Below are 15,154 nucleotides of genomic sequence, written 5' to 3'. Positions count from 1 at the left end.
ATAAAAGAAAGCCTTTCAGAAATGAGAGGCTTTTTTTTTGCTTTTTTTGGTATAAAAATTGCAATTACATAGCAAAACTAACATTTAAATGAAAAATATTTTTTTTGCAGCTGTTTTACTATTGTGTTTTTCTTGTGTTAAACAATACAAAGAAGTTTCAACAGCATTTTTAGCTTCAGATCCATTCATCAATACTGCAACCAAAGGACAATATTTTGATGTAGATTTGAGCGTAGAGAAAAGCATTATTGGAAACCAAGGAACAATTATTTCACTACTAGAGAATAGTTTTATTAATGAAGAAGGAGTTGTAGAAAAAAATATTCATCTAGAATTAATAGAAATGCTAACAATACAAGATGTTATTCTTTCTAATCTTACAACTACTTCAAACGGTAAGCTATTAGAAACAGGAGGCATGATTTATATAAAGGCTTTTGATAAGAGAGGTAATCGACTTAAAATAAATCCTGAAGCACCTTTATATATTGAAATACCTACTAATGAAGTAAAGAATAATATGATGGTGTATGAAGGAGAAAGAGATGAAAAGGGTAATATGAATTGGAGTAATCCCAAACCAATTAAAAGGTATTTAAAAACAGTTCCTTTAGATAGTTTAGACTTTTTACCAATAGCTTATAAGGATTCTCTCCAGAAAATTTTTCCTCAAAAAGAAATAACGAAACAATTTCAAGATAGTATATATTTTAATACATATATAGACTGCAAAGTATTAGATGAGGAGTATTTTAAAGTTTTTGGAGTAGAGAATACAATAGATTGTGGGGTACTACCTCATAGAGTAAAAGCAATAAAACAAAAAGAGTTTCAAGAATCATTTATTGCCACGAGAGCTTTTGAAAAAAGATTAAAGGCAATGCGCAAATATTGCGATTGTAGAATATTTGATGCTTATCTAAATAATTTAGATAAGGATCTATACCAAATAGATTCTATTGTGGCTAGCCATATGAGGTTAAGGTGGGGGGACGAATTGCTAGATCCTGAAGATGAGTTTTTTGAAAACGAATTTTTAAACTTTTCCAAAGAAAGACTTTTAAATGTTAATAAAAGTAACCAGCATTTTAAACAATTAAAAAAAATATATACTAATAAGAGCAAACAATTTTTAAATGAAATTAAGGAGAAAGAGCAAGAGTTAAATAAATTAGCTGCACATGAACTAGGAAAAATTGAAGAGTTAAAGCATGAATTAAATTCTTTAAAAAGAAAGAGAGAAGCAATACGAATGCCTAAATATGGGTTTACTGCTACAAGAGATGGGTGGATTAATATTGATAGAGGTATAGTTCCTAAGAATTGGACATATAAAGAAATAGATGTTTTAGTTGAAAATTATAAAAACTACCAAGTAATAAACGCTTATGTATTATTTGAATCTAAAAAAATAATAACAAAGTTAGTTTTTAATAATGGGGTTTTAGGTTTTGATGATTCTTTAGAAAAAATGCAAGTACCAATAAATGAAAACCTAAATATTGTAGTTATTGCTCAATCTGGAAAAGATTATTTTTACAGTACTAAGGCGGTAAATTCAGGTCAACAAAAAGAGATTAATATTAAATTAAATCTAAGGTTAAAAAGAAAGTCTTTAAAAGAAATAAAACTTGAATTAAGTAGTTTAAATGATGTGTATACTGGTGGCAATTTGGTTAAAGATGTAGAGTTGAGTAGTAAGCTTCAAGTTATTGAAGAAGTGTATAAAGCTGAAGATAGAAAACGAGAAGATTTAAGGAGAATAGCATGCGGTTGCGCCTTTTTAGATGAAGTACGCGAAGTAGCATATATTCAGAAATAATATTTACTCAAATCGTTTTAAATCATCCACAGTAAAAGTCCATTCTGGTGTTTCTATTCGGTTCTTAATATCATTTAAGCTATACCAAGGATTGTTTGAATGAGCTCGGTTTTTAAGAATTTGTGTTTCTTGAGCAGGCATATAGCTTTGAGCTAACAAAAAAGCTTTTTCTTTTGTAGATGGGTTTATACACATGTCTACAACTATTACTGCATGACCTGGCGAACCACCTTGAATTAACACGTCGCCTATTTTTATTTTCTCTAGCTTAATAGAAGTAAGTTCTTTAGATAACGATAAAGTGCCAGCATAAGTAAATATCAATTCCATATAATTCCAGAAGTTCTTATATGTATTAGAAGGAGAGGTTTTTTTTATCCAATAGGTTTTGTTTCCCTTTACAACTACACGGTTTCCTTCTTTGTATTTATGATAATCTACTCTAAATCCGTTAGTGAAATTAAAATGTATATCGTTGTACCTTTTTTGTTTCCATAAATACTCAGCTCTTAATCGCATAACTGCATCGGCACATTGGTGTAAATCTTTTTTACCAATTGGTAAATCTACAACAGCTGTGTACACATTGTAATTGGGTTTAATTTGTCCGTTATAAAACTTTACTTCCGTTCCATGATTTTTTAAAGGAAGTTCTCTTAAATAATTAGCAAAAGAGTTATTGGCTGCTTCTGTTCTTATAAAATTATTAGGTGTGTTAAATCGAGTTTTAATAGTTTTTCCTAAAGTATTTATAATCGATTGTTTTTTTGTTTCTTTTTCAATTTTAGCTGAAACAATATTTTTAGCAATATTTGCATGCTTTTCTTGTTTGCATGAAATATATAGAAAGGTAGCTATGATTAGTAAAAGTCTCATGAATATATAACGCTAGCTACTATTTAATTATTATGAATTGTTTTGCTAAACAAAAACTATTGATTAAAATAGAGCCTAATCTTTAGTATAAAAAAACAGTTCACTATAAAAATGTGAACTGTTTAGTGTGTTTTAGTTTTATTCAACACTTAATGTTTCTATTTGTTTAACCTATAAAACTTTAATTAAATTCTTAGTTTTTTTAGAGCAATTATAGTGCTTAATAGGTTTGAGTTTATCTAAACTATATAAGTTAACGCTTGATATACATAACAGCAGAATCTTCAATGTACTTACTGGGTTTAAACGTCAAAATGAAATTTTTCTTAACTTCTGAAAGATCATTTTTCAAATCATTAGCCTTGGTTATAAATTCTACCGAAAACTTATTATTGTCATTATATTTAGTAAATAATGATTCATACATTTCTATGTTACTTAACATTCTAGCTGTTAATTGCCCAAAACGAATTCTAATTGACTGTACTTGGTACATATAAGTTTCAACATTTCCCATCCAATTTTGGTTGTTACTGTTTTCAAGTGTTTTAAGTTTTTTTAAGATTGCTTCTTTACTGTATACCTTAAAGTTGTCAATGTCTGAGTCTAAGGTAGCAGTTAAGAAATCGTTGTATTTCACTTTGTCAATTTCATAGAATGTTATTTGATTATCTATCAGCTTTTTGTACTCAGTATGTAATTCGTTTAATTCATTATCTATTTTTTTCCATTCATTATCTAAAATAGATTTCTCTGATTCAAATTGACCGATTGAATTTAGAAGGGTTAAAACTTTTGGTGTCTTGTTTATTAGTTTTTTGTCTCTACTTTTTAAGTTCGAAAATATTAAAGTAATACCAGAAGTTACAGTCTGAGAAATTGAACCAAAAAGAGGAATGTCGTTTGTTGTATCACTAATTAAGTTGATAGAATTATTAATAAAATCAAATGTAGCGTTACTACCTTGTCTTTTTTTGTACCATATTTCAAACTCTTTTTTCCAAGATGTAAATTCTGAATAATTCTGTAAATTATCGAATTTTGCTAGCTTAGAATAAAATCCATTAGAAGTAAGATATAATCTTGCCGGTTGAATATCTTTTTGGATTTTAATAAGTTCGGTAAAGGCTAATTGGCCATTTGATTTGATTTTAATTTTAGGACTTTCTTCTAAAAACTTAATTCTTTTATCTAATTCTTTTTGAATTTTTTCTTGCAATTCAATTTTTCGACCATAGTGTTTTCTACTTAGACTTGATAATTGTTGAGTTAGGCTATCTAACTTAATTTGATTTTTATGTAATTTACTTTGTAAGCTGTTTAATGTACTATCTCTTTCTATTTTAATCTGTTCAGATATAGAATTGTCTTGAGCTTTAGAAAGAAGGCAAAAGCATAAAAGTGCTAGTAATGTTATTTGTTTCATACTATTAATTTTTAATGCTGTCAATTTACTCAAGAACAATGCCAAAAACAAAATAAAGTGCTTTGTTAAGGAAAATACTAGATTGTTAAATAACATGAATAAGGAAAATGTTGTGAGTGATTTTAAAGCTCAAGAAATAGTTAGAAGTAGGTGAGTAACTCAGTATAATTTTTCGATTTATAGGTAAAGTGGTTGCTAATAAAATTATACAGTTATCACTCAATGTTTTAATTAAGATCAAAATGCAAGTTAAAGTCAAGAAATAGGTTAATAGTTCAGATGCTTAATTTAAATAATAAAAGCTTAAGTCTGTGAGGGGTCACCTATATAAACAAATCCCCTATTTAGGTATTTCTTATAGGTGTTTCCTAGTCCTATAACCATATAGGGGATTACTGTTTTAAGTATATTAATATAATTGGAAAGATATGGTGTGTTTAAGTATTTAAAGTAAAAATCATTAATATACCTAACAGTTAAATACTCTACTTTAGGTGTTTAAATTTGTGAGCGTTTCCGAGCCCCACAACCATATAGAATATTTGTTGAGTAACTAATGAGAAATACAGCTATTACTCAAAAACAATATAAAATTAATCCTGAAATTCTTAAATTAAAACTAAAGAATCGTTAAAAAATGTTAAAACAAATAACTTTTTAAGACGAGTATTTTTTGTAAGAATTGATTGTTAAAAGATTAATAACTATTCAAAAAAATAATAGATTGTTAGATAACAAATTAATCTTCTTCATTAGCTCTTTCTAATAAATTATCTGGTAAGGCTTTTTTAGCTTTAGCTCCTAATTTTTTAATCTTCTCTACAGAAGTAATTAAATTACCTCGTCCTTCAAACAATTTGTTCATAGCTGCTGCATAATTACCTTTGGCTCTATCCATATCTTTTCCAACAGCTGTTAAGTCTGTCATTAAATTATGAAACTTATCATATAAAGCACCTGCTTGCCTAGCAATTTCTATGGCGTTACGTTGTTGTTTTTCGTTATTCCACATAGTGTCTATGGTACGTAAAGTAGCTAATAAAGTTGCTGGTGTTACAATAACAATGTTTTTTTCAAATGCTTTGTTGTATAAGCTGTTATCTTCGTTTAAAGCTATTGCAAAAGCAGGTTCTATAGGTATAAAAAGTAATACAAAATCGGGACTTTCCATTTTGTATAAGTCGTGGTAATTCTTATCACCTAATTGCTCTACATGCTTTTTGATAGAAGACACATGTTCTTTTAAAAACTGCGCTTGTAGAGTTTCATCTTCTTCGTTTACATATCGTTCATAATGAGTAAGTGATACTTTAGAATCGATAATCATTTTTTTATTGTCTGGAAGATGAATCACAACATCAGGTAAAACACGGTTACCCTCTTCTGTAGTAAAACTTTGCTGAACAAAATACTCTCTATCTTTTTCTAAACCAGATTTTTCTAGTACACGTTCGAGCACCAATTCTCCCCAGTTACCTTGTGTTTTATTATCTCCTTTTAAAGCTTTGGTTAAGTTTAAAGCTTCTTTACTCATTTGTACATTCAACTCTTTCAAACCAGATAATTGTTCTTTTAAAGCAGAATGCATAGAAATACTTTCTTTTTGAGAATCTTCTACTTTCTTTTCAAAAGTTTGAATTTTCTCTTGAAGCGGATTTAAAATGTTTTTTAAGTTTTCTTTGTTCTGCTCTGTAAACTTATTCGATTTTTCGTCTAGTATTTTATTAGCTAAGTTTTCAAACTCTTTTGTAAACTTTTCTTGTAGTTGGTTAACTTCTTCTTTTTGCTCTTCGTTTCGCAACTGTAAATTGGCCAAGTCTGCTTCTTTTTTTGCTAAAATAGAACTGAGTTCAGTGTGTTTTATAGATAAGGATTTACGTTCTTCTTCTAATCGATTAATTTGTTCTTGTTGTAATTGAAATTGTTGATTAGATTGTTCACGTTGATTCTTAATAGAACTTTCTGCTAGTTCTTTTTGGTTGGCTAATTGAACTTCTAATTGTATGATTTGTTCTTCTAAACCTCCTTGTCCGCTATCTTGTTGTAATTTCTGTATGTATTTACCAATAAAAAAGCCAATAGCAGCAAACAATAATGCTACGAGTATAATAATGATAGTTTCGTTCATTTGTTTATTAAGTAGAAATGCTAATAAAAAATAAAGATACTAGTTATCTATTTGCTTAAAAAAGAAAATAGAAAAAGTTATTAACCTACTTAATAGAAAAGCTATTGGTAGAGCTGTTAAATTCAACTAAATCGTTAGGGAATAGAGAGTCAAAGGCATTTATTTCGACCAAATCTTTTGGAGTTCCAAAATGAGTATGCTCTTTTTTCATGACAATTAATTCATCACAAAGTGATAGGGCTACATTAATTTCATGTGTAGAGAAGAGGATGGTTTTTTGAGTTTCTTTTGCTAATCTTTGCAATAATTTAAGAATGTATACTTTGTGGTATAAATCTAGATGAGTGGTGGGTTCGTCTAAAATAATAATATCGGTATCTTGCGCTAAAGCTCTGGCAAGCATTACTTTTTGTAACTGTCCGTCACTTAATTCAAAACATTTTTTTGCAGCAAGATTTTCAATATTTACCACTTTTAAGGCATATGAAACCTTTTCTTTATCTTCTTGGGTAAGACTCCCTATCCAATTGGTGTAAGGTTGCCTTCCTAAAGTTACAATTTCTAAAACAGTTAAATTTGTATCTGAAATCGTTTCGGTTAAAACGACACTAAGTTGTGTAGCTAAGGTTAGGGTAGGTATAGTATTTAATTGTTGGTTATTTATAATAATATTACCAGATAAAGATTTTTGACTTTTATTAAGTGTTCTTAATAAAGTAGACTTACCTATTCCGTTTGCACCAATTAAGCCAATAAGTTTTCCTTTTGTTAGTTCAAAATTAATATCCTTTGCAATAAGAGTATTGCCTTTTTTAGAAGTATAACCTATGCTAAGATTCTCAGCTTTAATTACTATATGTTTATTTTGATCTTTAATTGTTGCTATATTTTTGTTTAGACAAAAAGTTTCTTTTTTCTAACTAATAACCAAATAACTACTGGAGCCCCTACTAAAGAAGTTACTGCGTTTATAGGTAAAGTGTAATCTGTATTAGGTAATTGAGCAATACTATCACAAATAAGCATTAAGATAGCTCCGTTAATAAGTACTGCAGGTAAAATATATTTATGGTTAGAAGTGTCGAAGAACAGTTTTGTTAAATGTGGTACGGCTAAGCCAATAAAAGCAATTGGGCCTGCAAAAGCAGTAATGCTACCTGCTAGTAAACTAGTGGCTAATATAATAGCTAGTCTTGCGTTTTTTATATTCAAGCCTAAGCTTTGTGCATACCGATCACCTAATAAGAGTGTATTAAGTGTTTTAATAGATAAAATTGCTATTATGAGTCCTATTAACGTAATGACAGATAAAATAAGGAGTTCTTCTTTTGCTAAATTTCCTAAGCTTCCGAAGCTCCAGAAAATGTAACGCTGCAATTGTTCGGCGGTAGAAAAATACGACAAAACACTTACAATAGCAGCAGTAACACTAGCAAACATTAATCCTATTATTAAAATAGCCATAGTGTCTTTAACTTTTAAGCTCACAAGTATAACGGCTAATAATACTAAAAAACTCCCTATACTTGAGGCTATAACAATACTCCATTTAGATAAAAGTATAGAAGCAAAATTAACCCCGAAAAAACTAGCTCCTAGAATAACTAAAGCAACGCCTAAACTAGCTCCGGAACTCAAACCTAAAACATAAGGACCCGCAAGAGGATTTCTAAATAATGTCTGCATTAATAGTCCAGCCACTCCTAATCCAGAACCAACTATAACAGCAGTAATAGCTTTAGGTACCCTATAGTTAAGAATAATATGTTGCCAAGATGATTTAATAGATTCATCACCAGTTAAAGAACCAATAATACCATCTATAGGAATATAAATAGAACCTAAACTTATATTGGTGAAAATAAGAATTATCAATATAAGTACTAATAAGAGAAATATCAGTGAATATTTTTTTTGAGTTTTCAAACGATTAAATTAGAAAGTAAAAGTACAAATTAAATGATATTGATGTATAAAATTTTAAATCAGTTATAGTATTTTTTTGTTTATTTGCCGTAGTCTATTTTGTAATTTTTTATGTGTTAATATGAATAAATATAAGATTTTTTGCATAACTTATTTAGTGGTTATTCAGCTATTTGCATTTTCTCATAATAAAGATTCGATTACAAATTATAAAAGTGTTATACATAAAACCAAATCATTAGCTGATTTAAGTAAAGAGTTAGGGGGACAAATAACTAATAAATATAAGTTAAATGACTTTAATAATGAATACTTAATAAAAAACTATTCATTAGATAGTATAACCAATAGTCAAATTCTTGAAGCAAAATCTGTCTTAGAAGATCTAGAGTTATCTCAAAACTATGTGAGTTTAGTATCTTCAGATGAAATGTTAGCTTTACCTGTAGGTGTTAAAAAAGAAATAGGAAATGTTACCTATACATTGGCTATAAACAAGGCACATTTAACTCCAACTTTTACAGAAGTAAGCGCATTTGTTAGAATAACAATCCCTCAATTAGATTCACAAGGGAATCAAAAAGAGCTTTTCTTTGGATCGGATAGTATTAAAATATCTCACAAAGGAGGAATTTACGGAGAGGCTAATTTAGTATTGTTAGGTGATGTTCCGATACCAATTAATGGAGGGAATTCAATGGTAGTTCTTAAAGGAGGCTATGACTTGTCGGATGGTAATATAGATATAGAAAATTCATCATATGTAACTATCGATTGTGGTGGATTTAAAGAATTAGGGATTAATGCAGAAGTTGTTTTTTCTAGAAATTTACTGGAGCCAGTAGATAGTAACTATAATCTTATTTTAGATGAAAATGAAAAAGTTTCTGGTGATTTTCAAGCTATTGTGAGTGATTGGAATGATATATTGGTTGAGGTGAGTTTACCCCCATTTCAAATGACCAATGAAAATGCTAATTCAGAAGCGGGGAAAGCAGGTCTTATATTTGAATTAAATACTGCAGTATTTGATTTTAGTGATATTAGAAATTCCTCTAATGTTGTTTTTCCAGAAGATTATCAGCAATACTTGATTCCGGGTAATGAAGAGCTATGGAGAGGAATATATGTAAACTCTTTAACAGTTGTCCTTCCAGAACAGTTTAAAAGAAGACAAAATGAAGAACGAATAACCTTCGAAGCAACTCATTTATTGATTGATAATATGGGGGTTTCAGGGAGTTTTTCAGTAGATAATATTTTACCTTTAAATGAAGGACATGCTTCTAAATGGCAATTTTCTGTAGATCATATAGAAGTAGATTTAATAGCAAATAATATATCTGGAGCTGGTTTTGATGGGAAAATTGTTTTGCCAGTTTCAGAGGAAGTAACTGAAGAAGAGCTTCAAAATGAAGAAGAAATCAATTCTAATTCAAAAATATTGGCCTATGAAGCATTAATAGACCCAATAAATGATGAGTATTTATTAACAGTAAGAACCCAAGATACGTTATCGTTTAATGTTTTTAAAGCTAAGGCAACTCTAACACAAAATTCATATGTTGAATTAAGAGTGGCTGAGGATAAGTTTAAGCCAAAAGCTGTTCTTCATGGTAATTTAGCAATAAAAGGAAGTAATAGTACTTCTGATCCTGAAAAAGGAACAGTAGATTTTAAAGGAGTTACTTTTCAGAATCTACAATTGCAAACAGTATCACCATATTTTCAAGTGGATTATATGGGGTATAATGGAGAAGTTAAGTTTGCAAATTTTCCAGTTACACTCTCTGATATAGGTGTTACAGCGAATAATGATGAAGCATCTTTACATTTTGGAGTCACAGTTAATATGATGTCTGGAGGTTTTTCAGGTGGTACAAATATTTCGGTTGTAGGAACCTTTAATGAAGAAGAAGGGTTAAGTAGATGGAAATATAACCATTTGAAGATAAACCGTATTTCTTTAGCAGCAGATTTGGGATCTATACAAATTGAAGGTTTTGTAGATATAAAAGATAATGATCCTGTTTATGGAGATGGATTTTACGGAGAGTTAGGAGCAACTTTTAATGGGATTAGTGTAGATGCTTCAGCATGGTTTGGGAAAACTGACTTTAGATATTGGTATGTAGATGCCTATGCAGATCTTTCAAATTCTCCAACCAAAATTTATATAGGACCAGCAATAGTAAATGGTTTCGGGGGAGGAGCTTATTATAGGATGACCAAAGCTCCAGGGAACTATTCATCAATGATTCCTTCTGGACAATCATATATACCAGACGCTAATTCAGGATTGGGTTTTAGAGCATTATTAGGTTTTGCTTTAGCAAATGAAAAAGCTTTCAATGGTAAAGTAGGATTTGAAATGGCATTTAATAATTATGGAGGACTTAACAGGGTTTTGTTTTTTGGAGAAGGTCACATAGTAAAAGCACTTGATTTTAAATTTGGAGACAAGTTTAAAGATAAGTTAACTGCTATGGAAAATAAAATAAACGGATTTGGTGAAAATAATTCTGCTATGCAGAGTCTTAAAGAAAGTAACTTAGTAGATTATAGTAAAGTAGCTTTTCCTCAAGACGGACTTACTTTTGATGTAGGAATTGATGCTCATTTTTCAATGGAAATGGATTTTCAGAATAATGTTTTTCATAGTGAGATGGAAGTTTTTGTCAATACCCCTGGAGGTTTCTTTCAAGGAGTTGGACCACAAGGAAGAGCTGGTTGGGCAGTATTTCATGCTGCACCAGATGAATGGTATTTACATATGGGAACACCAACAGATCGAGTGGGGTTAAAGTTAGGATTGGGTAGTTTTAACATTCAATCCACGTCTTATTTAATGATAGGAGATAATATTCCTGGAAGTCCACCTCCACCAGCAATTGTAGCAGAAATTTTAGGAGAAGATATTGAGTCTTTAGATTATATGAGAGATCTAAATGCTTTAGGAGAAGGTCGTGGTTTTGCTTTTGGAATGGACTTTAGTGTAGACACTGGAGATATGACATTTTTAGTTTTTTATGCTCGTTTTCAAGCTGGATTAGGGTTTGATATTATGATAAAAGATTATGGGGAAACTGCTTGTAATGGAAGTGGACAAATAGGTATAGATGGTTGGTATGCAAATGGGCAATCTTATGCTTATTTACAAGGTGAATTAGGAATAAAAATCAAGCTTCTTTTTATTCGTAAAAAAATACCTATAATTAAAGCGGGAGCTGCAGTTTTATTACAAGCTAAATTACCAAACCCAGCTTGGTTTAAGGGATATTTAGGGGGGCATTTTAGTGTACTTGGTGGTTTAGTAAAAGGACGATTCAGGTTTAAAATTGAATTAGGAGAAGAATGTGATATTATAGGTGGAGCTCCTCTAAACGGAATAAAAGTTATTTCAGATTTAAAACCGGATGATAATGCGAACGAATTGGATGTATTTACTGTTCCTCAGGCTGTTTTTAATATGCGTATTAATACTCCTTTTGAATTAGAAGATGATCAAGGAATAAAAATATATAGGATTTTATTAGATGAGTATAAAGTAACTAATAATGGGGAATCAATTCCAGGTGAAATAGAATGGAATGAAAATTCTGATGTAGCTAATTTTGTGTCTTTTGATGCTTTACCACCAAATACTTCAGTAAATGTAAAAGTAGCAGTTAGTTTTCAGGAGAAGCAAGGCGGAACTTGGGTTACTTTATCACAAGACGGACAACCAGCAAAGGAGGAAGAAGAAACTAGTTTTACAACTGGTGAGGCTCCAGATTATATACCATTAACTAATATTGAGTATTGTTATCCTGTTGTCAATCAAAATTATCTTTATAAAGATGAATATAATTATGGGTATGTGAAATTAGAGAGAGGACAGCCTTACTTATTCACACCAGAAACAGATTGGGTTCAGACGATTCAATTTGAAAGTGACTTAGGAATAGAAGAGGGAACTGGATTAACTTACAATAAAGAAGAAAAACAATTAAAATTTGATTTACCAAACCTAATAAATCAAAAAAAATACACAATTAAAGTTTTAAGTAAACCTTCTGAGCAAGAAACAAGTAATAATGATGAGCAAGAAAATTATGATACTGTAGAGACAGGTCAGGAAGGTAATACAATAGAAGTTTTAAATAACCAAGCTGAGTTAATAGTTCAAGACCATATTAATGTAGAAGTTTTGAATTATAGTTTTATTACTAGTAGTTATAATACTTTTGCAGAGAAAATAAATGCTAAAAGCGCAACTCAACATTATCTAGAACCTATTTTTTCAGATGTTCATGCAATTCAAACAGATGTTCAGGATTCTGAACAATTTGAATTAATTGAATTAAATGGTGGAGATTATACCAATTATCAACCTTTAGTTTCTGTTGAGGCAGTTTTAGATGATACTTACTTTACTAATGATATTGACCCTTTAATATATCAAGAATATCCTTTAGAGCCTGAATTTACAGTAGATAGAGATGTGAGTGAATTTGGATTCCCTCCTAATAAAGCATTAAATATTTTAACATGGTATACTAGTCATTTAGAAAACAATTCATCTTATTCATTATTGAATACAAGAATTCCATACAGATATCATTTGCCATATTTTTATAAACAAGATTTTATAGATATACAATATAAAATAGTGAATAAATATTTAGTAAACCCTGAAGGATATCAAAGTCAAATTCAGCAATATAATTACATTATAAACGGAGTGTTTCCTTCAATAAAAACAGGGGACTATAACGTTAAAATGCAATACACATTGCCAGGTTCTATAGAAGGAACATCTACTATTTTTAAATATACAAACCCATTTTAATGAAATTTAAAAAAGAGAATAATAAGAGTTTTTTTACCAATAAGTATAAGGTGTTTTTATTATATGTTATTATAAGCTTATTGTTTTTTAATGTGAATGCCCAACAAGTTCAAGATACATTAGCTGTAGAAAATCCTCAGATAGTGGTTTTATCAAGACCTCAAAAGAATGGTAGTATTATGTTACGCTGGGCAGTTACTAAAAGCAATGCTTGGCGTAAATTAAATAAGTATGGTTATTTGGTAAAACGTTATACAATAACTAGAAATAAGAGTACACTTTCCATACCAATAGAAAAGGACTTAGGAATTTTTAAACCAAAAGTATTAGAGAGTTGGATGGCGTTAATAGAAGAAAATGATAACGCTGCAGTAATGGCTCAATCTTTATATGGTGATACTTTTGAAGTGGAAGGAATAGATGAATTATCTGCTATTGTAAATTTGGCAGAAGAACAAGAACAACGTTTTACTTGGGGTTTATATGCTGCAGATCAGGATTTTAATGTGGCAGAAATGGCAGGATTAGCATTAGTAGATAATACTGTTTTGCCTAATGAGAAATATGTATATAAAATAAGTTCTTTGGTTCCTCAAGAAGAACTAACAATAGCAGAGGGAGGAGTTTTTGTGGGGTTAGAAGATTATGAGCAATTACCAAAACCATTAGATTTAGCGGGAACTTTTTTAGATGGAAAAGCTATGCTTAGCTGGAACTATGCTATACATAAAGAGTTATATAATAGTTATTATATAGAAAGGTCTTACGATGGGAAAAACTTTATAAGGCTAAATAAATTACCCCTAACTAGTTTGAATAATAGTGATAAAACAGATGCTAAACGTATGTTCTATATAGATTCTGTAACCAATGGTAAAGATTACTTTTATAGGGTAATAGGAAAAACTCCATTTGGAGAGTTAAGTCCTATTTCTAAAGTTATTTCAGGACAAGGAAAAAAGGTGTTAGCATACGTACCTAGAATTACAAACAAGCACTATTTAGACGATAAACGCATTATACTAGAATGGGAGTTTTTAGAAGAGGGTAATGAACACATTAAAGGATTTGAATTAAGTAGAAGCAATAAAGTAAAAGGAAATTATAAGGTGGTTATGAAAAATATACCTCCTGAAGCTAGAAAAATACAATATAATGATTTAGAGCCTACTAATTATTTAACGATAACCGCTATTGGAAAAAATGGAAGTAGTCGTACATCATTTCCGTCTTTGGTACAACCTGTAGATTCAATACCACCTGTAAGACCTACTGGTTTTAAAGGAGTAATAGATAGTTTGGGAATAGTAACTTTAAAATGGGATGAAAATAAAGAAAAAGATATTCTAGGTTATAGAGTTTATAGAGGAAATAATAGAAATGAAGAATATTCTCAAATTACGGTTTCGCCTCACACAGGTACAATATATTATGATAGTATATCTGTGAAAAATTTAAATCCTAAAGTTTTCTATACACTCGTAGCGGTAGATCAGCGTTTTAATATGTCTAAGACTTCTGAAATATTAGAAATTAAAAAACCAGATTTTATAGCTCCTACACAGCCTGTGTTTAAAGCTTACAAGGTAAAAGACGGAGTTGTAAATTTAAAATGGGCTAATAGTTCAAGTAAAGATGTTGTAAAACACGAAATATATAGAAAAGAACAAAATGATAAAGATTGGACATTAATGCATACTGTTGAAATGTTACAAGGACCAATAAATAACATTCAATTAGATAGCTGGATAGATGAAAATGTAAAACAGGGTAATCGTTATAGTTATACTATTATAGCAAAAGATGAAAGTAATTTAGAGTCTGATCCAGCTCCTCCTGTAAATATTGTAATCCCTAAAACAAGTTTACAACCACCTGTTATGGGAATAAGTAGTTATGTAGATAGAAAGGCTAGATATATTGAATTATACTGGAAAAAATATAAGCAAGAAAACGTAGCAGAAATAGCAATTTATAAAACGATAAAAGGAAAAAAAATGAGCTTGTATAGAAATGTGCTACCTACAGTTACAAGATTAGTAGACGTTAAGGTACAACCTAATAATGAGTATGTCTATATGTTTAGGGCTGTTTATAAAGATGGTAGAGTAAGTAAAATAGCTACCATAAATGTAAAATATTAAA

At 29.9% G+C, this 15,154-nt stretch carries 8 protein-coding genes; 3 read left to right on the top strand and 5 right to left on the bottom strand.

Annotated elements, in window-relative coordinates:
- The first annotated feature begins 88 nt into the window (after positions 1 to 88).
- Entirely contained in the window at positions 89 to 1,822 is a 1,734-nt protein-coding gene (locus ACFQ1O_RS02760) for a hypothetical protein (RefSeq protein ID WP_377713063.1), read from the top strand.
- Between the two features lie 3 nt (positions 1,823 to 1,825).
- Here ACFQ1O_RS02760 and ACFQ1O_RS02755 read toward each other — a convergent pair whose 3' ends face one another.
- The 5 genes from ACFQ1O_RS02755 to ACFQ1O_RS02735 form a co-directional block, all read right to left on the bottom strand.
- On the bottom strand, positions 1,826 to 2,698 hold the full coding sequence (locus ACFQ1O_RS02755; protein ID WP_377713061.1) for a DUF4846 domain-containing protein: 873 nt from the start codon (positions 2,696 to 2,698) through the stop codon (positions 1,826 to 1,828).
- Positions 2,699 to 2,951: 253 nt separating this feature from the next.
- Positions 2,952 to 4,124, bottom strand: coding sequence for a hypothetical protein (locus ACFQ1O_RS02750; RefSeq protein ID WP_377713059.1), 1,173 nt, complete (start codon positions 4,122 to 4,124; stop codon positions 2,952 to 2,954).
- A gap of 739 nt (positions 4,125 to 4,863) precedes the next feature.
- Positions 4,864 to 6,252 carry a DNA recombination protein RmuC gene (rmuC, locus tag ACFQ1O_RS02745; protein ID WP_377713057.1) on the bottom strand — a complete coding sequence of 463 codons (1,389 nt, stop codon included), beginning with the start codon at positions 6,250 to 6,252 and terminating at the stop codon, positions 4,864 to 4,866.
- An 85-nt stretch (positions 6,253 to 6,337) separates the two neighbouring features.
- Positions 6,338 to 7,036, bottom strand: a complete 699-nt coding sequence (locus tag ACFQ1O_RS02740; protein ID WP_377713228.1) for an ABC transporter ATP-binding protein — start codon at positions 7,034 to 7,036, stop codon at positions 6,338 to 6,340.
- 110 nt (positions 7,037 to 7,146) lie between these two features.
- Positions 7,147 to 8,178 carry an iron chelate uptake ABC transporter family permease subunit gene (locus tag ACFQ1O_RS02735; protein ID WP_377713055.1) on the bottom strand — a complete coding sequence of 344 codons (1,032 nt, stop codon included), beginning with the start codon at positions 8,176 to 8,178 and terminating at the stop codon, positions 7,147 to 7,149.
- Between the two features lie 121 nt (positions 8,179 to 8,299).
- On the opposite strand from ACFQ1O_RS02735, the gene ACFQ1O_RS02730 reads away from it, so the two are divergent.
- Entirely contained in the window at positions 8,300 to 13,009 is a 4,710-nt protein-coding gene (locus tag ACFQ1O_RS02730; RefSeq protein WP_377713053.1) for a hypothetical protein, read from the top strand.
- A complete protein-coding gene (locus tag ACFQ1O_RS02725) occupies positions 13,009 to 15,153 on the top strand; it encodes a hypothetical protein (protein WP_377713051.1) in 2,145 nt (714 codons plus the stop codon). Before ACFQ1O_RS02730 ends, ACFQ1O_RS02725 begins: the two co-directional genes overlap by 1 nt.
- Position 15,154: the final 1 nt, after the last annotated feature.

Source organism: Pseudofulvibacter geojedonensis (assembly GCF_042675745.1).
Lineage (GTDB): Bacteria > Bacteroidota > Bacteroidia > Flavobacteriales > Flavobacteriaceae > Pseudofulvibacter > Pseudofulvibacter geojedonensis.
Note: the sequence above shows the minus strand (reverse complement) of the source record. Positions and strands in the feature narration are given on the sequence as shown.